This is a genomic window from Klebsiella sp. CN_Kp088 (assembly GCF_040064335.1).
GTDB lineage: Bacteria > Pseudomonadota > Gammaproteobacteria > Enterobacterales > Enterobacteriaceae > Klebsiella > Klebsiella aerogenes.
Genome location: NZ_JBEAIQ010000001.1, coordinates 633,608 through 654,970, shown reverse-complemented (window position 1 = coordinate 654,970; position 21,363 = coordinate 633,608). Strand labels below are relative to the sequence as shown.

Here is a 21,363-nt window from a genome sequence, read left to right as displayed (position 1 = left end):
TGAAAGCCTGAAAGCCTGAAAGCCTGAAAGCCTGAAAGCCTGAAAGCCTGAAAGCCTGAAAGCAGAAGCTAACTGCTTGTTAAATAATAAAGTGCGTAAGAGACGAGACTGCCTTCGAAAGCATCACGTCCCTGATTGTATTTTAATGGCATCGGCATTTAACATCACTGATAGAAGAGAGTGACGGGAAAGACTAACAGAATTATGGTGGCATATGATAAAAGTACTCGTTTTCTTTAATACCGAATCCTGTAAAGTCATGACCGTTCCGGAGGGTACATCCTCAATCAGACAGGAATACCCAAACGGTGAAGAAATACATCTACAGATTATGTCTGCAGGCTTTCCTTCATTAACCGGTGATCATGATGTTATTTACGTAGCCTCTGACAGACAGTTAATGTCACAGGAAATACTCGATGCGTTCCGGAAATATTTATAGCATTTTCGTTATGTTCTCTGCTTCAAATTGAATTGCGTATTTACCCTATTTATCAGAAGCGAACAAAAAATGAGTTAAAATCTTTGTGGCTTGCTAATAGCAGGCCTTTTTTTTACATGTTCATTTTTAATAATCGTTCTCATATAAGGAAGTCACTCTTTGTGCACTGACAAAATGCAGATATCTTTCTAACCTGATGACTTTGCTGCTGGAATGTTCATCATGCACGACTGAAGCCGCGAGTCATGGGGGGATACCTAAATATTTACCGGGAGGAACCCGGCATCATATTGATACATCCAGACAATGCAACAAGGGCTTTTTCACCGGATATTCCGTTTTCTGACCCAGTAAGTTATTATCGAAAAATTATTATTTATTTCCGCTTTTGGCATTAGGCGTACGTCTGGCTATGTGCATTTGATTGCCTCAATCAATTATTCCCCTGATTTTTCACATTTCTTACGGCGCGCGTCACTGCATGCCAGATAAATTTGTCTGCGGGCACGGTGCCATTCGCAGCTAACTCCTCTGACTCTTTCCCTCCAATGTCCTGCCTCATCCATTATCTTGCTGCTTCTGGCGACAGTACCAGAGACTGGTGGTCGTGGATATCTATTAGACCTTTTTCTGTTGCTGCGGTGACGATCAGAAAGCCTTCTGTTTCGTCTCCACGTTCAAATGGTGTGCTTCCGATTGCCGCCATGAATATCGGCTGGCCATCGGCGCGATGGATAAAGTAGAGTGGGTTGATTCTTGTCACCTTCTTTCTTCCATCCGAAGCCCCCATCAGCAAAGCAGATCGCCCGGCCATGTTGCCATAGCGCCTTAAACATCCTGCTGGTGGCCACAGTTTCAACACGCGCGTTAATCAGTGGAGCCTTATCCCACCACCCGGGCGCATAACCCCAGAAGACAGGATCGATATGCAGTTGTTCGTCGCGTTCGCTCAGGAGCAAAACCTTTGTACCTGGCGACACGTTGTACCGGCCGATTGGTTCGGGGTCATAAGCGATATCCCGCTCAGCCTCTTCAGCCAAATAAGCCAGGTACTCTTCACGGGTTTGTGATTGAGCAAAGCGTCCGCACATGGTTACCTCCAGTTTGCAGACTGAAAGTATAGAAGGTGTGGAGGAGTAGGAAGGGAACTCCGACAGCCATCGAACTGATGACTGTCGGAGCTGACGTTAAAAACAATGTGTACAAAATTGTGTATTAAAATCAGAATTACAGAATTATTTTAAATATTAACTCATTGTTTTTAATTGATAAATTTGTTTATTGAGTAGGTGCTATCGTAGGGCATACCATTCCTTATGTTTCAGTGGGTTAGCCATGGCTCCTAAAATATCCGAGATCACGTTGACGATAATGACCAGCGCGCCGATCACCATCACTCCGGCGGAAATCGCTGCGTAATCCTGCTGGCGGATGGCGTTGATCAGCCAGCGCCCCAGTCCCGGCCAGCTGAAGACCATTTCGGTAATCATTGCCAGCGTTAGCATGGTGGAGAACTGCAGACCCAGGCGCGGGATCACCGGCGGCAGGGCATTGTGCAACACGTGACGATGCAGAATCGTCCTGCGGGTAACGCCGCGGGTCGCCGCCGCTTTAACATAGTTAGTATCGTAGACTTCACTGGTGCTGATACGCATCAGGCGAATCACTTCGGTGGTCGGCGCGACGGCCAGCGTCAACACCGGCAGCACCATATGCCGCGCGGCGCTGACGATCATCTCATGGCGCCATGGCGAATCAGAGAGCCAGGCATCAATGAGCGCGAAGCCGGTCACCGTCTTCACTTCGTACAACAGATCAAAGCGCCCGGAGACCGGCAACCATCCCAGCGTTAGGGAGAAGAACAGAGTGAACAGCAACGCCAGCCAGAACACCGGAATGGAGAACCCCACCAGCGCCAGGGCGCTAATGAGCGTGTCCGGCCATTTATTACGCATAATTCCGGCAATCATCCCCACGGGAATGCCGACCAGCAGCGCAAAACCAAACGCCAGAATGCATAGCTCCATCGTGGCCGGGAAGACCACCTTCAGCTGTTCGGAAATCAGCTGGCCGTTGATGCTGGAGACGCCAAAGTCCCAGTGCAGAACCCCTTTGAACCAGAACAGCCAGGCATTCCACAGCGATGCGCCCTGTAGCGGCGCATGCGGGGTGAAGTAGCTGAGGCTAAAGCCAATAAAGGTGAGAAAAAACAGCGTCACAAGTAACAGCAGCAGGCGGCGCAGGGTAAAAATAATCATGGTTTTTTCACCTCTTCTTTTTCGCGCGACACGCCTGCGAAGGAGGCGTTGCCAAACGGACTCAGCACCAGTCCTTTCATATCATAGCGATAGGCCTGCAGACGCAGCGAAGAGGCCAGCGGCAGCACCGGCAGATCGCGGGCGAGAATATGCTGCGCCTCTTTGTAGGCTTCGATACGCGACGCAAGCTGTTGTGAAATAAGCGCTTTTTGTAATACCTCGTCAAACTCGCGGTTGCACCAGTGGGCGAGGTTGGTCTGCGAACCAATCGCCGCGCAGCTTAACAGCGGGCGGAAGAAGCTATCCGGGTCATTACTGTCGGTAGCCCAGCCGGAAAGCGTTAAATCGTGACTCATGTCCATCAATCGCGCCTCCTGGAAGCGACCTTCAACCGGAATAATAATCACTTTGACACCCACCTGCGCCATATCCGCCTGTATCAGCTCGGCGGTTTTCAATGGGCTGGGGTTCCACGCCTGGGAACTGGTTGGCACCCACAATTTTAACGTGAGATTACTGAGCCCCAGCGCATGCAGACGACGGCGCGCCTCCGCGGGGTTGTATTCGGTAATTTTAGCGTCGTTATCATAAGCCCACGAGGCGCGTGGTAGCATTGAGGCCGCGGTTTCCGCGGTGCCGTAGTAGATCGATTGCATCAGACGCTGGTTGTTGATCGCCAGCGCCAGCGCGTGGCGAACTTCCGGATTATCCAGCGGCGGTTTGGCGGTGTTAAACGCCAGCCAGGCGATATTCATACCCGGGCGCAGCGTCAGACGCAGGCGCGGATCGTCGCGCAGGATAGTGAGCTGGCTGGCGGCGGGCCAGGCCAGCACGTCGCATTCGCCGGTCAGCAGTTTTGACAGACGGCCGGTGCCGCCGGAACCGAGATCCACCACCACCTGCGGCATCAATGGCTTGCCGCGCCAGTAGGCCGCGTGGCGCTGCAGGCGGATGTACTGTCCGGTGCGATACTCTTCCAGTTTAAACGGGCCGGTACCGACGGGCTGGCGGTCGAGTTGTTCTTCGCGGTCACTTTTGGTCAGTTGCGCGGCATACTCCGCCGACATGACTGAAGCATAGTGTGTTGCCAGGTGCCACAGGAATGAGGCATCCGGGCGTTTCAAGCGAAACTCGACGGTATGGTTATCCAGCTTACGAACGCTTTCTACGGTGTCGGCGAACTGCAGGCTATCGAAATAGGGGAAGCTACTGCCGTTGACGCTGTGCCACGGGTCGTCGCGATTAAAGATGCGCCCGAAGGTGAAGATGACATCATCAGCGTTAAAAGCGCGGGTCGGTTTAAACCAGTCGGTAGTCTGGAACTGAACCTTATCGCGCAGGTGGAAGCGGTAGGTGGCGCCGTTATCGAGCACTTCCCAACTTTCCGCCAGTTCAGGCACCAGACGATAGGTATAAGGGTCAACGTCGAGCAGGCGATCGTAGATCTGGGCGGCGAGGGTGTCGACAATCAGGCCGCTACTGACTTTTTGCGGGTTAAAGGTATTTACCTGCCCGCTGACGCAATAGACAAACCCGCTATCGCGGATATCGGCATTAGCCGGCAGCGCCGGGGCCGGTGCGGCAAAAGCCTGCCCGCACAGCATCGAGGCTGCCGCTAAAAGAGAGGACAATTTCAGGCGCATATTTTCTTTTTGATCATAGAGCAGAGCTCTATCTTATTAATATTAAATGACATTTACCACCACCTTTACGACATCGAGGGGGATAATGCGGTCACCGGCAGCGCATGTTGTCCAGCCAGTTGGTCAAAATAGTGTCGGAAATAAACCAGTATTAAGAAACATGGTATCTTTTTATTGCCGATTTCTCCAGTTAGCCATCTGTATGCGTTCTGTAGAGGGGGGTGTGAATTGCGGGATCAGAGCGGAAGGAGTTGATTATAGCGGGCGATATAATCCTTTGGCGTGATCTCCAGTTCTCCGCCGTCGCGATGGATAGCGACAAAGGTACGCAGCACCAGTCCGCTTTTACGTTCTGATATTTGCCATCCTTGTTCGCTGTATGCATCGCGCGTGGAGCGCACGCAGAGATCCGAGAAAATCATCATTAAAGAGAGGGCTGGGGCATGATGATTTTTCATGGTGTGGATCAAACTGGCATGGGCGGCATAGCGGGTTAGCGTATGAGAATTAACCGGAATCACGTGAATTTTCAGTCCATTGAATATAATTGCCGCCGATGATAATTCACATTAAGACATCTTACCAGTTACATATTATTAACTCCTTGCGTTTTCATATGTGAATTGATAGTGACGTTGTCACGTTTTAATCCTGTAGCGGTGTGAATTCATATAATGCCAGCGCATTGCTCTGCAGTGAATCCACCCGCAGCCAGCCATCATCCATCTGTTCCTCATGCACGCTCAGCGCCGGGCGGGCGTGGTGCCGGAGCCAGCGATAATCTTCTTCGTCCGGGCCGCTGCGGCTGCGGAATGCCTCAAACAGCGGAAATAGCGCGCCGTGATGTTGATCGAACAGATGCTGTTTGATGCGCCAGCGTCCCTCCAGCCCTTCAAGCCGCAGGGTATAGGGCTGGCGAAACCGCTGAGTAAAGGCCTCTTCGCTCGATAGCCAGGGGTTGAAAATCACCGTATTGCGCAGCAGCAACTGGTAGTGTCCGTTATGGCGCAATAACAACAGGTTTTTGTCATTGATTAAGACTTCGCCGCGCAGACGCCGCCACAGCCATAATACCCAGTAAACCGGGCGCGGCAGACCATGCAGGTAATGCAGCGCCAGGCTGGAGGTGTCAAGTTTACCGTTGTCCCGCGCCTCCCCCTGCAGCCCGGAATTAAGCCAGAAGCCTGCCAGCCACACCTGTTCGGCAATGCCCAGCAGGTTATCCATCAATAGCGCGCCGCGGAAAAAACGTCCGTTGGTATCGCGGGTATCGCCGGTCAACGTATTCCACGATAGCAGCCACAGCGGCAACGAGAGCTGCCGTTGCCGTAGGGCATTATGTATTTGGCGTAATTTCTGTCGCGGATAGCTTTCACTGGCGGCCAGCTTGCTGCTATCGGCCTGCGCCAGGTCAAGCAGTTCATTAGCATCCGCCTGGCAGGCGAGAAAATCGGCTTCGCTGAGCAGCGGGGAATGCAGTAGCGGATCGTCGGCAATATCGCTTTGCGGGAAACGATGCCAGATCCCCATTTGCGGTTGTTGCAAGGTGGACGCGAGCACTTCGCGCTGTTGTCGCCAGGCCTGCTGTCGCGCCGCTTCACTGGCCTGCGGCGACCAGTGCCAGACAAAACGCCAGCTCGCAAGCGTCGTGGGTGGAAAGTGATTGGCGGCAAGTTGCAGAAAACGCTGTAGTAAATCGCAGCGGGTGGTTAAACCGGTGTGGAGTAGCACCGTCCAGCCTTTCTGCGCCAGCCAGCTAAACAGCTGCTGAAGATTGTACCAACAGGCATAACCCGCGAGCGTCGGGTCGTCCCAGCCTTCGCCAAACAGGCGGCTACTGAGAAACGGATCGTGAATATCGATGCCGTAGACGGGTAGCGTCTGCTGCAGTTGCTCCAGCTCGCGGCGGACATCTTCGCGGAGTAAATCATCGAGTTCTCGGACAGTAACGATGGTACGGGTATGGCGCAATACCGGCGCGCGCGCTGGCAGCTGGCGGATATCCACCAGCCTTGTCTGACGCGGGTTGAGCAGCAGCGGCGGCGTATTATCGCTGTTTTTTTCCGCCTCATTCAGGCGGGCGTAAAGCCGCTCAACCGCGACCGGATGCCAGACTTCGCTGGCGCTGACTCGTGGGCGGACGGCGGGCTGCGGCTGCTGTTGGCGAAATTGCCGCGGTGTGACGCCATGCTGGCGCTTAAACAGATCGCTCATGATGCGGGCACTGGCGAAACCGTTGTCCTGCGCCACCTGCTGAACCGAGCGGCGGGTGGCCAGCAGTTGCTCGGCGGCCTTGCCGAGACGCAGGGCGGTAATGTACTGCACGAAGCTGACGCCGACCTCTTTATGAAACAGGCGGGAAAGCCAGGCCTCCGAGACAAACTCAGCGGCGGCCACTTCCTGCAGCGAGATCCGCCGCTGATAGTTGGCTTCAATGCGCGCTACTACGTTGATAATTCGTCGGCTCCAGTTTTCGGCGCCGCGGCGCAGGCTGGGTACGATGGGCTGCGTAAAGCGGGTCGCCAGCAGCAGGGCGATTTCGCTGAGCCAGCGGTTGGCCTCTAAGCGGTAACGCGACTGATGATTAACCAGCCCGGCTACCAGCAACTGGCGCATCAGCTGGCGCAGGTTATCTGCCGCATCCATGTTTTCGCCGTTAACCCGATAATCACAGGCAAAAAAATCGCTATCAAGGCGGGTGAGCCAACCAGCGGCAAGGTTGAGGATCATGACCGCATTGGCCTCTTCGCCGGTAATCTGCCAGCGCTGGCGGCGGTTAACGATCGCCAGTTCATCAACCCGCATCGGTTGCGGCGCTTCGCCGAGTTGCAACCGCGCGCTGCCTTCCAGCAGCCACAGCAGCGTTAATCCGTCGCTTTCCGGCGGGCTGAGGTGGCGAATATCGCGCACCGTGAGGCTGAAATCGCCGAGATGGTGTTCCATGCGCCGCTCCTTAAAAGACAAAAAATAACAGGGTGTTTTTTGTCATAACAGAATTGTATAGAAAACAGTCATTGATAATTCGTCAATATAAAACAAAAAAGCGCATTTTAAAGCCGGGTGGGGCGCATAAACTCGAAAGTGTCGTGCAAACACAACACAGGAATAATAAAAATGACACATCCATTGATTGAATCTTTGCAAGTTAATGAAGCGCAGTTTGTGGCCTTACGTCGCCGCTTCCACCAACAGCCCGAGATTGGCTTTGAAGAACATAAAACCAGCGATGAAGTCGCCAGGCTGCTTGCTGAGTGGGGGTATGAAGTGCATCGCGGCCTCGCCGGTACCGGCGTGGTTGGGACACTGAAAGTCGGCAGCGGCGAAAAACGTCTGGGTCTACGCGCGGATATGGATGCGCTGCCGATGCAGGAAATGAGCGGTAAAGCATGGGCAAGCCAGGTCGACGGGCGTTTTCACGGCTGCGGCCATGATGGCCACACCACCACGCTGCTGTATGCGGCGGAATATCTGGCGCGCACGCGTCAGTTTAACGGTACGCTGCAGTTAATTTTCCAACCGGCAGAAGAGCTGCTGTACGGCGGACGGGTGATGGTCGAAGATGGCCTGTTCACAAAATTCCCCTGCGATGCCATCTTTGGCCTGCATAACATGCCGGGCCAGAAACTGGGCAAAATCGGCCTGCGCGACGGCGCGATGATGGCCTCTTCCGATACGCTGCATATCGAAGTGAAGGGCGTTGGCGGCCATGGCGCGGTACCGGAACATACCGTGGATGCGACGCTGGTTGCCTGCCACATTACCCTCGCGCTGCAATCGATCGTTTCACGCAACATCACGCCATTTGAACCTGCGGTAGTCACCGTCGGCAGCATTCAGGCTGGTCACGCGCCGAACATCATCAACGATAAAGTGTTGATGAAGCTGACGGTCCGTACCCTTAACCAGCAGGTGCGCGAAACGGTGCTGCAGCGCATTCACGATATTGCGGTCGCTCAGGCGGAAAGTTTTAACGCCAGCGCTACCTTAACCCACGTCAACGGCAGCCCGGTATTACGTAACGATCCGGCGGCTAATGAGCTGGTCCGTGAAGTGGCGACCTCGCTTTTTGGCAAAGAACAGGTTGGTACCGTGAATCCATTCATGGGTAGCGAAGATTTCGCCTTTATGCTGGAGAGCAATCCCAACGGCTGCTACTTCACTATCGGCGCGGGTGATGAAGCCGACCGCTGCATGGTGCATAACCCGGGATACGATTTTAACGATCAAATCCTGCTTACCGGCGCAGCGCTGTGGTGCGGCCTGACGGAACGCTATCTGCGTTAACTTATCGCGACGGGGGGACCCGATTATGAGTTCTGTATCGTTAAGCGAATCTCGTTTCGTCGGTAGCGATCGCCTGCTGGCGGGTATTGTGCTCAGCGTGCTGACGTTCTGGCTGTTTGCGCAATCGGTTATCAATGTTGTTCCGGCGATGAAAAGCAGCCTCGATATTTCACTGGAGACGCTAACCCTGGCGGTGAGTCTCAGCGCCTTATTTAGCGGCTGCTTCGTGGTGGCCAGCGGCGGGCTGGCGGATAAATTCGGCAGGGTGCGGATGACCTATCTCGGCCTGGCGTTGAGTATTATCGGCAGCGCGTTTCTGGCGGCGTCGCAGGGGCCGGGTCTGTTTATCACCGGTCGCATCCTGCAAGGGCTCTCTGCGGCCTGCATTATGCCGGCGACGCTGGCGCTGATTAAAACCTGGTATGAAGGTAGGGCGCGGCAGCGGGCGGTGAGTTTCTGGGTCATTGGTTCCTGGGGCGGCAGCGGGCTTTGCTCGTTTGTCGGCGGCGCGATTGCCACCGGTCTTGGCTGGCGGTGGATCTTCGTGTTCTCGATTGTGGTGGCGCTGCTGGCGTTGCTGCTGCTGCGCGGCACGCCGGAGAGTCGAAGCGCCAGCGCCGATCGGCATAAGCTGGATGTGAGCGGACTATTAAGCCTGATCGCGTCGCTGGTGCTGCTTAATCTGTTTATCAGCAAGGGCCATCAATGGGGCTGGAGCAGTGGCTTATCGCTGTCGATGCTGGGCGGCGCGGTAATTACGGGTGGTTTGTTTATCCGTAGCGGTTTGCGTAAAGGTGAAGCGGCGCTAATCGACTTCGCTTTATTTCGCAACCGGGCCTACGGCGCGGCGGTGCTGTCGAACTTCATGCTTAATGGCGCTATCGGCACCATGATGATCACCAGCATCTGGCTGCAGCAGGGGCATCATCTTACCCCGCTGGAAACCGGCATGATGACGCTGGGGTATCTGGTGACGGTACTGGCGATGATTCGCGTTGGGGAAAAGTTGCTCCAGCGCTACGGCGCGCGGTTGCCGATGATGACCGGGCCGGTCTTTACCGCCATCGGCATTTTGCTGATCTCCTGTACCTTCCTCGATAAGTCACTGTATATCGGGACCGTCTTCTTCAGCAATATTCTGTTTGGCCTCGGGCTCGGCTGTTACGCCACGCCTTCGACCGATACCGCCGTCGCCAATGCGCCGGAGAACAAAATCGGAGTCGCATCAGGGGTTTATAAGATGGGAAGCTCGCTTGGCGGCGCGATGGGTATTGCCGTGACGGCGTCACTTTTCGCGCTGTTCCTGCCGTTGGGAATGGCCAGCGCCGCGCAATACGCGTTGTGGTTTAACGCCGCGCTGTGTTTAGGCTCAATGGTGGTGAGCGCGATGATGCTGCCGCGCGCCGCTCATAGCTGATGCTTCTTCAACAAGGCGCGTAGCTGGTGGTAGGTTAGCCCCAGCAGCTCCGCCGCCTGCTTTTGATTGTACTTCGCCTGCTGCAGGCTCAACTGCAGCAGGCTTTTTTCTTGCTCCAGCTGAAAGGCGCGCAGGTCCAGTGGCAACGCGGGAAGCGCATGTTCAACGACCGGTGCAGGCGCAGGCGCCGCGCTATTAAATGGGTTGATAATGATATTATCCAGCTCGCTATCACTGCTGCCGTGGCGGTAAACCGAACGTTCAACCACGTTTTTCAGCTCACGAATATTGCCCGGCCAGCGGTATGCGAGCAGCGTGTCGACGGCTCGCTCGCTAAAGCCGGGAAACAGAGGAAGCCCCAGTTCGCGGCACATCTGAATGGCAAACTGGTTGGCAAGCAGCATGATGTCGCTCTGGCGCTCACGCAATGGCGGTAGTTGCACGACATCAAACGCCAGCCGGTCGAGCAGGTCGGCGCGGAAATGACCTTCCTCGACCATTTTGGGCAGATCGGCGTTGGTGGCGCACACCAGCCGTACGTTAACCTGCAGCGGCTGGCTGCCGCCGACGCGTTCGAGCTCGCCGTATTCAATTACCCGCAGCAATTTTTCCTGCACCAGCATCGGAGCGGTGGCCAGCTCATCGAGAAACAGCGTGCCGCCGTCGGCACGTTCAAAGCGCCCCGGATGCCGTTTGCTGGCGCCGGTAAAGGCGCCGGCTTCATGACCAAACAATTCGGAATCGAGAAGGTTTTCATTCAGCGCCGCGCAATTCAGCGAAATAAACGGTCCCTGCCAGCGCGAAGAGAGAAAGTGCAGTCGGTTGGCAATGAGCTCTTTGCCGGTCCCGCGCTCGCCGATCACCAGCACCGGTTTATCCAGCGGTGCCAGCTGCGAGACCTGTTCGAGCACCTCCAGAAAGCTGTTTGCCTCGCCCAGCAGGTTATCCTTGTATTCCGCCATGATGAATTTCGCCATTAAGTAGTGTGATTCGCCAACTCACTGTAGCAAGCAGGCGGCCATATCTCAACCACCTTGTTTAAAATCAATAAGATAAAAAGTTGGCACGCCATTTGTATTAACTACTACACAGGCCGCTGCCTGCTATCAGAACTATGAGGATTGAAATTATGGGTATTTTTTCTCGCTTTGCCGACATCGTGAACGCCAACATCAACTCCCTGCTGGAGAAAGCGGAGGATCCGCAGAAGCTGGTCCGTCTGATGATTCAGGAGATGGAAGATACATTGGTTGAAGTGCGTTCTACCTCCGCCCGCGCGCTGGCGGAAAAGAAACAGCTGACCCGCCGTATCGAACAGGCGCAGGCGCAGCAGGTGGAATGGCAAGAAAAGGCCGAGCTGGCCCTGCGTAAAGAGAAAGAAGATCTGGCGCGTGCGGCGCTGATCGAAAAACAGAAGCTGACTGACCTTATCGGCAGCCTGGAACACGAAGCGCAACTGGTGGATGAAACCCTGGCGCGGATGAAAAAAGAGATTGGCGAGCTGGAGAATAAGCTCAGCGAAACCCGCGCTCGTCAGCAGGCGCTGATGCTGCGCCATCAGGCGGCCAGCTCTTCGCGTGATGTTCGCCGCCAGCTGGATAGCGGTAAAATGGATGAAGCGATGGCGCGTTTTGAGTCTTTCGAACGCCGTATTGACCAAATGGAAGCCGAGGCGGAGAGCCATCGTTTTGGCAAACAACAATCGCTGGATCAGCAGTTTGCCGAACTGAAAGCGGATGATGAAATCAGCGAGCAACTGGCAGCGCTGAAAGCCAAAATGAATCAGAATAACCAGTAATGCATATTGCGCGGCGCGGTGTTGCGCCGCGGCTCACCACCTGTAAGGAGTACACATGAGCATGCTTTTTCTTGCCATCCCGCTCACGCTATTTGTGCTGTTCGTGTTGCCGGTCTGGTTATGGCTGCACTACAACAATCGCTCGGCGGACGGGGCGTTAACCCAGAACGAACAGCAGCGCCTGCTGCAGCTGACCGATGACGCGAAACGGATGCGCGAACGCATTCAGGCGCTGGAAGCGATCCTTGATGCGGAACATCCGAACTGGAGAGACAAATAATGGCCGGATTGGACTTTAATAAAAAACTGTGGCGTATCCCGCAGCGCGGAATGGTGAAGGGGGTCTGCGCCGGTATCGCGCAGCACCTGGATGTGCCGGTGAAGCTGGTGCGTCTGATAACCGTACTGGCGATGATTTTTGGCCTGTTCTTTTTTGTGCTGGTGGCCTACATCATTCTGACTTTCGCGCTGGATCCGATACCGGATAGCGAACTGTACGGCGAGAAAGGGCCGAGCAATGGCGATTTACTGGCCGCCGTGGATGCCGAACTGGCTTCCGGCGAACAGCGCCTGCGTGATATGGAGCGTTATATCACCTCCGATACCTTTACGCTGCGCAGCCGTTTTCGTCAGCTGTAAAATTTTTCCATGTAACCAACGAGGCAACGCATGAATATGAAATGGCAACAGGCAGGGCAAAAAGTGAAACCGGGTCTTAAGATCGCCGGTAAGCTGGTGCTACTGACCGCGCTGCGATACGGCCCGGCTGGCGTTGCCGGTTGGGCGGTGAAATCGGTGGCGCGTCGGCCGCTGAAAATGTTGCTGGCGGTAGCGCTTGAGCCGCTGCTCAGTCGGCTGGCCAATCGTTTTGCCCGCGGCATGAAATAATTCCTCAGGGGGAGGAATACCGGCGCGCTTTATATTGGCCCTGATTATCCCCATCTAAATAGCTTATCATTAAACGACATTCCTTCTGGGCATAACGGACTGGCGATGAAGCGACTCAAAACTGAATTCAATGCGCTGGTCAACCGCGGGGTTGACCGGCATTTACGTCTTGCCGTGACCGGACTCAGCCGCAGCGGCAAAACGGCTTTTATCACCGCGATGGTTAATCAACTGCTGAATATCCATGCCGGGGCGCGTTTGCCGCTACTGAGCGCGGCGCGCGAAGAACGCCTGTTGGGCGTTAAACGGGTTCCGCAGCGTGATTTCGGCATTCCGCGTTTTACCTATGATGAAGGCCTGGCGCAGCTTTATGGCCAGCCGCCGGCCTGGCCGACGCCGACCCGTGGGGTGAGCGAAATTCGCCTCGCGCTGCGCTATCGCTCTAACGATTCTCTGCTGCGTCATTTCAAAGACACTTCTACTCTGTATCTGGAAATCGTGGATTATCCGGGAGAATGGTTGCTCGACCTGCCAATGCTGGCGCAGGATTATTTAAGCTGGTCGCGGCAAATGACAGGGCTGTTGCAGGGGCAGCGCGGGGAGTGGTCTGCCCGCTGGCGGCAGCTGTGTGATGGGCTCGATCCGCTGGCGCCCGCCGACGAAACCCGGCTGGCGGAGATCGCCGCCGCCTGGACCGATTATCTGCACGCCTGCAAGCGCGAGGGGTTGCACTTTATTCAGCCGGGGCGGTTTGTGCTTCCCGGTGACATGGCGGGAGCCCCGGCGCTGCAGTTCTTCCCCTGGCCGGATGTCGATGCGGTTGGCGAAGCCAGGCTGGCGCAGGCGGACAAACACACCAATGCCGGAATGCTGCGCGAGCGTTTCAAATACTACTGCGAGAAAGTGGTGAAAGGCTTCTATAAAGACCACTTTCTGCGCTTTGACCGCCAGATCGTACTGGTGGACTGTCTGCAGCCGTTAAACAGCGGGCCGCAGGCGTTTAATGATATGCGTCTGGCGCTGACCCAGTTGATGCAAAGCTTCCATTACGGCCAGCGAACGCTGTTTCGCCGCCTGTTTTCACCGGTTATTGACAAGCTACTGTTTGCCGCCACTAAAGCCGATCACGTGACCGTCGATCAGCACGGCAACATGGTGTCGCTACTTCAGCAACTGATTCAGGACGCCTGGCAGAATGCCGCCTTTGAAGGCATCAGCATGGATTGTCTGGGGCTGGCATCCATTCAGGCTACCCAGGGCGGGCTTATCGAGGTTAATGGTGAGAAGATCCCAGCGCTGCGCGGCGATCGTCTGAGCGATGGGCAACCGCTTACCATTTTCCCGGGGGAGGTGCCGGCGCGGCTGCCGGGCCAGGCCTTCTGGGAACAGCAGGGCTTCCAGTTTGAGAACTTCCGCCCGAGAGCGATGGATGTCGATAAACCGCTACCGCATATACGCCTTGACGCGGCGTTGGAATTTTTGATTGGAGATAAATTGCGATGAGCGAGCCGATAAAACCGCGGATCGATTTCGATGGCCCACTGGAAACGGAAAAGAGCCAGACTTTAAAATCGGCCCGCGCCTTTGACGCGGCCGATGCGCAAACCTTCTCTCCGATGCTGCCTGAAATGGTTGCTGAAGAGGAGGGGGCCGCCGAAGCGGTGGTGGAATCGGTACTGCGCCCGAAACGCAGCCTGTGGCGGCGGATGGTTAGTGCCGGGCTGGCAATTTTTGGCATTAGCGTGGTGGCGCAGGGCGTGCAGTGGACGGTGACGGCCTGGCAGACTCAGGACTGGATTGCGCTCGGCGGCTGCGCGGCCGGGGCGCTGATTGTCGGCGCGGGCGTGGGGTCGGTAGCGACCGAATGGCGTCGCTTGTGGCGTCTGCGCCAGCGCGCGCACGAACGCGATGAAGCGCGGGATCTGATGCATAGTCACGCGGTGGGCAAAGGGCGCGCGTTCTGTGAGAAACTGGCGCAGCAGGCCGGGCTGGATCAATCGCATCCGGCGCTGCAGCGCTGGTATGCGGCGATTCATGAAACGCAAAACGATCGCGAAGTGGTGAGCCTGTACGCGCAACTGGTGCAGCCGGTGCTGGATGCGCAGGCGCGGCGGGAAATCAGCCGCTCGGCGGCGGAATCGACGCTGATGATCGCCGTCAGCCCGCTGGCGCTGGTGGATATGGCGTTTATCGCCTGGCGTAACCTGAGGCTGATTAATCGTATCGCCACCCTCTACGGTATTGAACTCGGCTATTATAGCCGCCTGCGTTTATTCCGTCTGGTGTTGCTGAATATCGCCTTTGCCGGCGCCAGCGAACTGGTGCGCGAAGTCGGAATGGACTGGATGTCGCAGGATCTGGCGGCCCGCTTGTCGGCGCGCGCCGCCCAGGGTATCGGCGCCGGCTTGTTGACCGCCCGTCTGGGAATTAAGGCAATGGAGCTGTGTCGTCCGCTACCGTGGATCGCCGATGATAAACCGCGGCTCGGCGATTTCCGCCGCGAACTGATCGGCCAGTTAAAAGAGACGCTGCAGAAAAGCAAAACCGGCGCGGAGAAATAACGTCGGCAAGCGTAAATGCCGGGTGGCGGCTGCGCCTTACCCGGCCTACGGTTCGTGCGACCTGCCTTTAATTTATTCACCACGCTGGATCCCCCGGTGGCGCTGCCGCTTACCGGGGCTACAGCGCTTTGCGATTTGGTAGCCCGGAGAAGGCGCAACGCGCCGCCTCCGGGAAAACCCCTTAAAAAGTGGTAAACCGATAACAGTTTCTATGTAAACGCAGCCAACGACTAACCACATTCCATTGCCAGCCACTCACTGAAGGCGCGAAAACGCGGGCGAGAACGGTTTTCTTGCGGGCAAATCAGATCATAGCCAAACGGCGACATCACTTCTTGTTCACTCAGCGCCATCAGCTTGCCTGCGGCAAGCAGCGGCTGGATCAAGGTTTTGCGCCCCATCACCACGCCTAACCCATTTATTGCCATTTCAATGGCGATGGAGTGATTGTTCACCGCATAATAACGCCCGTCAAAGGGTAGCGAGTATCCGCTTTGCTGGCACCATAACCGCCATTCGGCGAACTGATCCTGTACATCGGTGGATTCAGCGGCATGGATCCAGACTACCGCCGCAGAGGCGCTGGCGCTAAGCGGTTGGTACTGCTGGCTATACTCCGGCGAGCAGACCGGTAACAGGCTTTCACCCATCAACCGCTGCTGGTACAGGTCGGGATAGCGGTTTGCGCCGTAGTAAATCGCCAGATCCACTCGCTCCTCGTTAAAATCCATCACCCCGGCGCGCACGCGAAACTGCAGGTTTAAAGCCGGCCACTGGGCCTGAAAGCGGGGCAGACGCGGCATTAACCAGAGATGCGCGAGCGTCGGCGCAATACCGATATGCAGCGTGCCGCGCAGGTCCTGCTCGCGAATATCTTCAATTTCATCGTTAATCGCCCGCAGCGAGTGGCTTAGCGTCGCCAGCAGTCGTTTACCTTCTTCCGTCAGCGCCAGTTTACGCGTCAGGCGAATAAATAAACGAAAACCGATATGCATTTCCAGCTTGCGGATCCGGTGGCTGACGGCGCCCTGGGTCAGGTTCATTTCATGGGCGGCGAGGGTAAAGCTCAGATGGCGCGCCGTGACCTCAAAGGTTTGCAGCAGGGCGAGAATGCTTTGTTGTTCAAGCATGGTCATACTCCGTTATGCATTAATCTGGTTCATGCATGTGGCTATTTATTTCGTTTGTTCCGCCAGTTTCGCCGGTTTTAAATAGTTATAACTTAACTGAACAGAGGCATACCATGTCAGGACTCAAAATTGTTGTGATTGGCGGCGGTTCCAGCTACACCCCGGAGCTCATTGAAGGTTTGCTTAAACGCCACCATGAGATGCCGGTCGCTTCGCTGTGGCTGGTCGACATTGAAGAAGGCAAAGAAAAGGTCGAGATTATTGCCGGGCTGGCGCGGCGTATGATTGCCAAAGCCGGACTGGCCATTGAGGTGGTCGCGACCCTTGACCGTGAGCGCGCGTTACGCGATGCCGATTTTGTCTGCTCCCAGTTTCGCGCCGGTTGCCTGGATGCTCGCATTAGCGATGAACGTATCTCGCTGAAATACGGCCTTATTGGCCAGGAAACCAATGGTCTCGGTGGTTTCGCCAACGCCTGCCGGACGATTCCCATCGCGCTGGAGATTGCCGCCGATATGGAACGGCTATGTCCGGATGCCTGGCTGCTGAATTTTACCAACCCATCGGGGATGGTGACTGAGGCTATTTTGCGCCATAGCAAAATCAAAACCGTCGGCCTGTGCAACGTGCCTGTGATTATGCAAAAAGGGGTGGCGGAACTGCTGGAATGCGCCGATGAAAACGACTTCATTATGCAGGTCGCCGGGCTCAACCACTTTATCTTTGTGCGCCAGATCCTGCATAAAGGTAAAGAGTGGCTGCCGCAGGTGATTGCGCAGATTAACGCCGGACGGGATCCGCTGGTCCCACGCAATATCCCGCCGTTCTGCTGGCCGCCGCATTTGCTGCAGGGTTTAGGGATGATCCCCTGCGCCTATCTGCGCTACTACTACATGAAAGACGATTTACTGCGCCAGGAACTGGCGGAGGCGGATGGCGAAGGGACCCGCGGCGAAGTGGTCAAAATGCTGGAGAAGCAGTTGTTCACGCAGTATAGCGACCCTAATCTGGCGGAGAAACCGAAAGCGCTGGAGGGAAGAGGCGGGCAATATTATTCCGAAGCAGCCTGCGAATTAATGAACGCTATCCATAACGATAAGCGCATTATCATGCACGTCAATACCCGCAATAACGGCGCGATAAACGATCTCCCTGATGACTGTGCCGTCGAAGTGAGTTCACTGATCACCGCTTCCGGGCCGCAGCCGCTCAACGTCGCGCCGTTCCCGGAAGATACGCTGCGCCTGCTGCAACTGATGAAATCCTTCGAACAGTTGACTATTGAGGCGGCAATAACCGGTAATCGGCATACCGCCTGGCGCGCGTTGGTGCTTAATCCGCTGATCGTTAGCGGCGAGAAGCTGGAGCAGGCGCTGAATGAAGTGATTGAACATAACTGCACGTTGATGCCGGCCTTCCATCGCTAACACGCTTTGCCCGATAAATGACCGAGCGCACGTTCGGTCATTTGTGCTTATGCCCGCATAACTTTACGGCATAAAGCCCATTTTTCCGCCATACTGTCAATAATTGTTGACAGCTATCTTCACGTAAGCCCATATCTGTCCTATCATTCATCCGTCATTGGCCTTTTTAGGGTGAAAACTCCTATGCGTCTGGAAGTCTTTTGTCAGGACCGTCTTGGTCTGACCCGTGAATTACTCGATTTGCTGGTGCTGCGCGGTATTGACCTGCGCGGTATCGATATCGACCCGATTGGCCGAATCTACCTTAATTTCGCCGAGCTGGAGTTCGCCAGTTTCAGCAGTTTAATGGCGGAAATCCGCCGTATCTCCGGCGTAACCGATGTTCGAACTGTGGCGTGGATGCCGTCAGAGCGGGAACATCTGGCGCTGAGCGCGCTGCTGGTGGCAATGCCGGAACCGGTGCTGTCGCTCGATGCCAAAGGTAAAGTAGAACTTGCCAACCCGGCCAGCTGCCAACTGTTTGGTCAAACTCAGGCACGCTTACGCAGCCATCCGGTGGCGCAACTCATTACTGATTTCAACCTGCAGCGCTGGCTGGAAGGCAACCCGCTGGAGTCGCATACCGAGCATGTGGTCGTAAATGGCCAAAACTTTATGCTGGAAGTAACGCCGGTGTATCTGGAAGGCGAACACGCAGAGCGTGTGCTGACCGGCGCCGTGGTGATGTTGCGCTCCACCGTACGTATGGGGCGTCAACTGCAAACGCTGACGACCCAGGATACCAGCGCCTTTAGCCAGATCCTCGCCGTTGGGCCGAAAATGCGCCACGTTGTTGAACAGGCCCGCAAGCTGGCGATGCTCAGCGCCCCGTTGCTGATTGTCGGCGATACGGGTACCGGTAAAGATCTGCTGGCCCATGCCTGCCATCTGGCCAGCCCGCGCGCGAGCAAACCTTATCTGGCGCTGAACTGCGGTTCGATTCCGGAAAACGCGGTAGAGAGCGAGCTATTCGGCGATGCATCGCAGGGGAAAAAAGGTTTCTTTGAGCAGGCCAACGGCGGCTCTGTGCTGCTGGATGAGATCGGCGAAATGTCGCCTGGCATGCAAACGAAGCTGTTGCGCTTTCTCAACGATGGTACTTTCCGTCGCGTCGGTGAAGATCACGAAGTGCATGTTGATGTCCGGGTTATCTGCGCGACGCAAAAAAATCTCGTTGAGCTGGTGCAGAAAGGACTCTTCCGCGAAGATCTTTATTATCGTCTGAATGTGCTGACGCTGAACCTGCCGCCGCTGCGCGATTGTCCGCAGGACATCATGCCGTTGACCGAACTGTTCGTCGCGCGCTTTGCCGATGAGCAGGGCATCCCGCGGCCAAAACTCTCCGCTGACCTTAATACCGTGTTGACCCGCTATAGCTGGCCGGGCAACGTACGTCAGTTGAAAAACGCAGTGTACCGCGCGTTAACCCAGCTCGAGGGCTTCGAACTGCGCCCGCAGGATATTCTGCTGCCAGATCACGATGTGTCGTCGCTGCCGGTAGGTGAAGAGGCGATGGAAGGATCGCTCGACGATATTACCCGCCGCTTTGAGCGTTCGGTATTGACCCAGTTGTATCGCAGCTTCCCCAGCACGCGTAAATTAGCCAAACGTCTCGGCGTTTCGCATACCGCGATTGCTAACAAGCTGCGCGAGTATGGTCTGAGCCAGAAGAAAGGCGAAGAATAAATCACCGGTGCGGCCGGCTCGGCGCGGCCGCGATTTTCAGCGTTTTTTCAGCGATATCTCTGTATATACTTATTTTCTTTTTCCGGGAAGGTGACGGTTGGCGAAGCAACGGGATTGGCCTCAGTGGATGATATTACTGGCACTCTCCGCCGTGCTCTCCTTTGTGCTGTTCCGGCTCCATCTTCCCGCTGCGCCGCTGCTTGGCCCGCTTATCGCCGGAATTACCCTTAGTCTGCGCGGCGCCACGATTCGTCTCCCTCGTCCATTCTTTATCTCCGCTCAGGCTATCATCGGCTGTATGATCGCCCGCGCGCTAACCCCGTCTATTTTCGGCGTTCTGGCCGCCAACTGGGCGCTGGTGTTGATTATCCTCCTTTCCACGCTGGCTATCAGCGCGCTGACCGGCTGGCTGCTGGTGCGTTACAGTTCGCTACCCGGGGCAACCGGCGCGTGGGGAAGCTCGCCGGGCGGCGCTTCGGCGATGGTGGTGATGGCCCAAGAGTATGGCGCCGACGTTCGTCTGGTGGCCCTGATGCAGTATCTGCGGGTACTGTTCGTGGTTGGCGCGGCGGTAATGGTGGTGCGTTTCGCGCTCGGCGGCGAGGCGCAGGAGATGACCCAGCAGATCGTCTGGTTCCCGCCGCTGACTTTTAATCTACCGTTAACGTTGCTATTGACTGCGGTCGCCGGTTGGTTAGGGTTACGTTTACGCATCCCTTCCGGGGCAATGTTGTTACCGATGCTGGCCGGTGCGCTGGCGCAGGGTGAAGGCATGCTATTGCTGGAGCTACCGGAATGGTTACTGGTGCTGGCGTATACCGCGCTTGGCTGGACGGTTGGCCTGCAGTTTAATCGCGAGATTTTTATGCTGGCGCTGAAGACGCTACCGCAAATCATCGCCGCCATCGTCGGCCTGATCGCGCTGTGCGCGCTGATGGCTTTAGCGTTAACGCACCTGCTGCCGCTGGATTTTCTCACCGCCTATCTGGCGACCAGCCCCGGGGGTCTGGATACGGTGGCGATAATCGCCGTCGGTACCCGGGCGGATATGTCTTTTATCATGGCGATGCAAACGCTGCGCCTGTTTACCATATTGCTCACCGGCCCGGCCACCGCGCGGTTAATTTCGCGCTATGCGCCGCGCAAAGAAAAAAGCCCCCGTTGAAGGAGGCTTGATAACAGAAGGGAAGCGATTACGCTTTCAGCGCAGCCAGCGCCGCATCGTAATCCGGCTCTTCGGTGATTTCGTTAACCAGCTGGCTGTATACCACCTGGTCGTTTTCATCGATAACAACGACGGCGCGTGCAGCCAGACCCGCCAGCGGGCCTGCGGAGATAGCAACGCCATAATCTGCCAGGAACTGCGGCGCGCGCAGGGTGGACAGGGTGACCACATTGCTCAGGCCTTCTGCGCCGCAGAAACGGGACTGCGCGAACGGCAGGTCAGCGGAGATGCACAGCACCACGGTGTTGTTCAGCTCAGAAGCCAGTTGGTTGAATTTGCGAACCGATGCCGCGCAGACGCCGGTATCGATGCTTGGGAAAATATTCAGTACTTTACGTTTACCAGCGTATTGGCTCAGCGTGACGTCAGAGAGATCTTTGGCGACCAGCGTAAACGGCTGCGCCTTCGCGCCAGCCTGCGGAATGGAGCCCTGAACGGACACTGGGTTACCCTGGAAATGTACGGTTTGCGACATGGTTATCTTCCTGTTTACATATAGTTAACGTCGTAGTTAGTGTATGACATCAGCCAGCAACACGGCAAACTCTATTTAACATTTACCTAA

19 protein-coding genes and 1 pseudogene are annotated in these 21,363 nt (G+C 55.9%); 12 read left to right on the top strand and 8 right to left on the bottom strand.

The window, feature by feature from the left end; all coding sequences use genetic code 11:
• Positions 1 to 214 precede the first annotated feature (214 nt).
• Positions 215 to 442, top strand: coding sequence for a hypothetical protein (locus ABLV08_RS03145; RefSeq protein ID WP_072051401.1), 228 nt, complete (start codon positions 215 to 217; stop codon positions 440 to 442).
• A 433-nt stretch (positions 443 to 875) separates the two neighbouring features.
• On the opposite strand, the pseudogene ABLV08_RS03140 reads toward ABLV08_RS03145, so the two are convergent.
• The 5 genes and pseudogenes from ABLV08_RS03140 to ABLV08_RS03120 all read right to left on the bottom strand — a co-directional run bounded on the left by ABLV08_RS03140 (position 876) and on the right by ABLV08_RS03120 (position 7,286).
• Positions 876 to 1,533: pseudogene (locus tag ABLV08_RS03140) on the bottom strand (SOS response-associated peptidase).
• Positions 1,534 to 1,734: 201 nt separating this feature from the next.
• Positions 1,735 to 2,700, bottom strand: coding sequence for a putrescine export ABC transporter permease SapB (gene sapB / locus ABLV08_RS03135; RefSeq protein ID WP_015366265.1), 966 nt, complete (start codon positions 2,698 to 2,700; stop codon positions 1,735 to 1,737).
• Entirely contained in the window at positions 2,697 to 4,343 is a 1,647-nt protein-coding gene (gene sapA, locus ABLV08_RS03130; protein WP_126337803.1) for an ABC transporter substrate-binding protein SapA, read from the bottom strand. The genes sapB and sapA overlap by 4 nt, the downstream gene beginning before the upstream one ends.
• A 236-nt stretch (positions 4,344 to 4,579) precedes the next feature.
• Complete coding sequence (locus ABLV08_RS03125; protein ID WP_045360392.1) at positions 4,580 to 4,864, bottom strand: hypothetical protein; 285 nt, start codon at positions 4,862 to 4,864, stop codon at positions 4,580 to 4,582.
• Between the two features lie 124 nt (positions 4,865 to 4,988).
• Positions 4,989 to 7,286: a helix-turn-helix domain-containing protein gene (locus tag ABLV08_RS03120; RefSeq protein WP_348855552.1), complete on the bottom strand. Its 2,298-nt coding sequence runs from the start codon at positions 7,284 to 7,286 to the stop codon at positions 4,989 to 4,991.
• 171 nt (positions 7,287 to 7,457) lie between these two features.
• On the opposite strand from ABLV08_RS03120, the gene ABLV08_RS03115 reads away from it, so the two are divergent.
• Together ABLV08_RS03115 and ABLV08_RS03110 are read left to right on the top strand one after the other, a co-directional pair.
• The gene (locus ABLV08_RS03115) at positions 7,458 to 8,627 is read left to right on the top strand and encodes a M20 aminoacylase family protein (RefSeq protein WP_015366269.1); all 1,170 of its coding nucleotides are present in this window, start codon (positions 7,458 to 7,460) and stop codon (positions 8,625 to 8,627) included.
• Positions 8,628 to 8,652: 25 nt separating this feature from the next.
• The gene (locus tag ABLV08_RS03110) at positions 8,653 to 10,044 is read left to right on the top strand and encodes an MFS transporter (protein WP_126034182.1); all 1,392 of its coding nucleotides are present in this window, start codon (positions 8,653 to 8,655) and stop codon (positions 10,042 to 10,044) included.
• On the opposite strand, the gene pspF is transcribed toward ABLV08_RS03110, so the two are convergent.
• Positions 10,035 to 11,021 (bottom strand): phage shock protein operon transcriptional activator, encoded by a 987-nt coding sequence (pspF, locus tag ABLV08_RS03105; protein WP_348855551.1) that lies wholly within the window; start codon positions 11,019 to 11,021, stop codon positions 10,035 to 10,037. The genes ABLV08_RS03110 and pspF overlap by 10 nt on opposite strands.
• Positions 11,022 to 11,173: 152 nt before the next feature.
• Between pspF and pspA the strand changes: the two genes are divergently transcribed.
• The 6 genes from pspA (at position 11,174) to ABLV08_RS03075 (ending at position 15,291) form a co-directional block, all read left to right on the top strand.
• Complete coding sequence (gene pspA / locus ABLV08_RS03100; protein WP_015366272.1) at positions 11,174 to 11,842, top strand: phage shock protein PspA; 669 nt, start codon at positions 11,174 to 11,176, stop codon at positions 11,840 to 11,842.
• 55 nt (positions 11,843 to 11,897) lie between these two features.
• The gene (gene pspB / locus ABLV08_RS03095) at positions 11,898 to 12,122 is read left to right on the top strand and encodes an envelope stress response membrane protein PspB (protein WP_015366273.1); all 225 of its coding nucleotides are present in this window, start codon (positions 11,898 to 11,900) and stop codon (positions 12,120 to 12,122) included.
• A complete protein-coding gene (gene pspC / locus ABLV08_RS03090) occupies positions 12,122 to 12,481 on the top strand; it encodes an envelope stress response membrane protein PspC (RefSeq protein ID WP_015366274.1) in 360 nt (119 codons plus the stop codon). The genes pspB and pspC overlap by 1 nt, the downstream gene beginning before the upstream one ends.
• Before the next feature lie 30 nt (positions 12,482 to 12,511).
• Positions 12,512 to 12,730 (top strand): phage shock protein PspD, encoded by a 219-nt coding sequence (gene pspD, locus ABLV08_RS03085; RefSeq protein ID WP_015366275.1) that lies wholly within the window; start codon positions 12,512 to 12,514, stop codon positions 12,728 to 12,730.
• Between the two features lie 105 nt (positions 12,731 to 12,835).
• Positions 12,836 to 14,233 (top strand): YcjX family protein, encoded by a 1,398-nt coding sequence (locus ABLV08_RS03080; protein WP_015366276.1) that lies wholly within the window; start codon positions 12,836 to 12,838, stop codon positions 14,231 to 14,233.
• Positions 14,230 to 15,291, top strand: a complete 1,062-nt coding sequence (locus tag ABLV08_RS03075) for a TIGR01620 family protein (protein WP_032708268.1) — start codon at positions 14,230 to 14,232, stop codon at positions 15,289 to 15,291. The genes ABLV08_RS03080 and ABLV08_RS03075 overlap by 4 nt, the downstream gene beginning before the upstream one ends.
• A gap of 230 nt (positions 15,292 to 15,521) precedes the next feature.
• Here ABLV08_RS03075 and ABLV08_RS03070 read toward each other — a convergent pair whose 3' ends face one another.
• Complete coding sequence (locus ABLV08_RS03070) at positions 15,522 to 16,421, bottom strand: LysR substrate-binding domain-containing protein (RefSeq protein WP_149270972.1); 900 nt, start codon at positions 16,419 to 16,421, stop codon at positions 15,522 to 15,524.
• A gap of 113 nt (positions 16,422 to 16,534) precedes the next feature.
• Between ABLV08_RS03070 and ABLV08_RS03065 the strand changes: the two genes are divergently transcribed.
• The 3 genes from ABLV08_RS03065 to ABLV08_RS03055 all read left to right on the top strand — a co-directional run bounded on the left by ABLV08_RS03065 (position 16,535) and on the right by ABLV08_RS03055 (position 20,738).
• Positions 16,535 to 17,848 (top strand): 6-phospho-beta-glucosidase, encoded by a 1,314-nt coding sequence (locus ABLV08_RS03065; RefSeq protein ID WP_348855550.1) that lies wholly within the window; start codon positions 16,535 to 16,537, stop codon positions 17,846 to 17,848.
• Positions 17,849 to 18,031: 183 nt separating this feature from the next.
• Positions 18,032 to 19,573 carry a transcriptional regulator TyrR gene (tyrR, locus tag ABLV08_RS03060; protein WP_015366278.1) on the top strand — a complete coding sequence of 514 codons (1,542 nt, stop codon included), beginning with the start codon at positions 18,032 to 18,034 and terminating at the stop codon, positions 19,571 to 19,573.
• A gap of 127 nt (positions 19,574 to 19,700) precedes the next feature.
• Positions 19,701 to 20,738: an AbrB family transcriptional regulator gene (locus tag ABLV08_RS03055; protein ID WP_072201268.1), complete on the top strand. Its 1,038-nt coding sequence runs from the start codon at positions 19,701 to 19,703 to the stop codon at positions 20,736 to 20,738.
• Between the two features lie 28 nt (positions 20,739 to 20,766).
• On the opposite strand, the gene tpx is transcribed toward ABLV08_RS03055, so the two are convergent.
• Positions 20,767 to 21,273, bottom strand: a complete 507-nt coding sequence (gene tpx / locus ABLV08_RS03050) for a thiol peroxidase (protein ID WP_015366280.1) — start codon at positions 21,271 to 21,273, stop codon at positions 20,767 to 20,769.
• Between the last annotated feature and the right edge of the window lie 90 nt (positions 21,274 to 21,363).

What these genes read in the sequence shown, in the direction of transcription:
- ABLV08_RS03145 (WP_072051401.1), top strand. Translation starts at nt 215, where the DNA reads ATGATAAAAGTACTCGTTTTCTTTAATACCGAATCCTGTAAAGTCATG.
- sapB (WP_015366265.1), bottom strand. Translation starts at nt 2,700, where the DNA reads ATGATTATTTTTACCCTGCGCCGCCTGCTGCTGTTACTTGTGACGCTG.
- sapA (WP_126337803.1), bottom strand. Translation starts at nt 4,343, where the DNA reads ATGCGCCTGAAATTGTCCTCTCTTTTAGCGGCAGCCTCGATGCTGTGC.
- ABLV08_RS03120 (WP_348855552.1), bottom strand. Translation starts at nt 7,286, where the DNA reads ATGGAACACCATCTCGGCGATTTCAGCCTCACGGTGCGCGATATTCGC.
- ABLV08_RS03115 (WP_015366269.1), top strand. Translation starts at nt 7,458, where the DNA reads ATGACACATCCATTGATTGAATCTTTGCAAGTTAATGAAGCGCAGTTT.
- ABLV08_RS03110 (WP_126034182.1), top strand. Translation starts at nt 8,653, where the DNA reads ATGAGTTCTGTATCGTTAAGCGAATCTCGTTTCGTCGGTAGCGATCGC.
- pspF (WP_348855551.1), bottom strand. Translation starts at nt 11,021, where the DNA reads ATGGCGAAATTCATCATGGCGGAATACAAGGATAACCTGCTGGGCGAG.
- pspA (WP_015366272.1), top strand. Translation starts at nt 11,174, where the DNA reads ATGGGTATTTTTTCTCGCTTTGCCGACATCGTGAACGCCAACATCAAC.
- pspB (WP_015366273.1), top strand. Translation starts at nt 11,898, where the DNA reads ATGAGCATGCTTTTTCTTGCCATCCCGCTCACGCTATTTGTGCTGTTC.
- pspC (WP_015366274.1), top strand. Translation starts at nt 12,122, where the DNA reads ATGGCCGGATTGGACTTTAATAAAAAACTGTGGCGTATCCCGCAGCGC.
- pspD (WP_015366275.1), top strand. Translation starts at nt 12,512, where the DNA reads ATGAATATGAAATGGCAACAGGCAGGGCAAAAAGTGAAACCGGGTCTT.
- ABLV08_RS03080 (WP_015366276.1), top strand. Translation starts at nt 12,836, where the DNA reads ATGAAGCGACTCAAAACTGAATTCAATGCGCTGGTCAACCGCGGGGTT.
- ABLV08_RS03075 (WP_032708268.1), top strand. Translation starts at nt 14,230, where the DNA reads ATGAGCGAGCCGATAAAACCGCGGATCGATTTCGATGGCCCACTGGAA.
- ABLV08_RS03070 (WP_149270972.1), bottom strand. Translation starts at nt 16,421, where the DNA reads ATGCTTGAACAACAAAGCATTCTCGCCCTGCTGCAAACCTTTGAGGTC.
- ABLV08_RS03065 (WP_348855550.1), top strand. Translation starts at nt 16,535, where the DNA reads ATGTCAGGACTCAAAATTGTTGTGATTGGCGGCGGTTCCAGCTACACC.
- tyrR (WP_015366278.1), top strand. Translation starts at nt 18,032, where the DNA reads ATGCGTCTGGAAGTCTTTTGTCAGGACCGTCTTGGTCTGACCCGTGAA.
- ABLV08_RS03055 (WP_072201268.1), top strand. Translation starts at nt 19,701, where the DNA reads ATGATATTACTGGCACTCTCCGCCGTGCTCTCCTTTGTGCTGTTCCGG.
- tpx (WP_015366280.1), bottom strand. Translation starts at nt 21,273, where the DNA reads ATGTCGCAAACCGTACATTTCCAGGGTAACCCAGTGTCCGTTCAGGGC.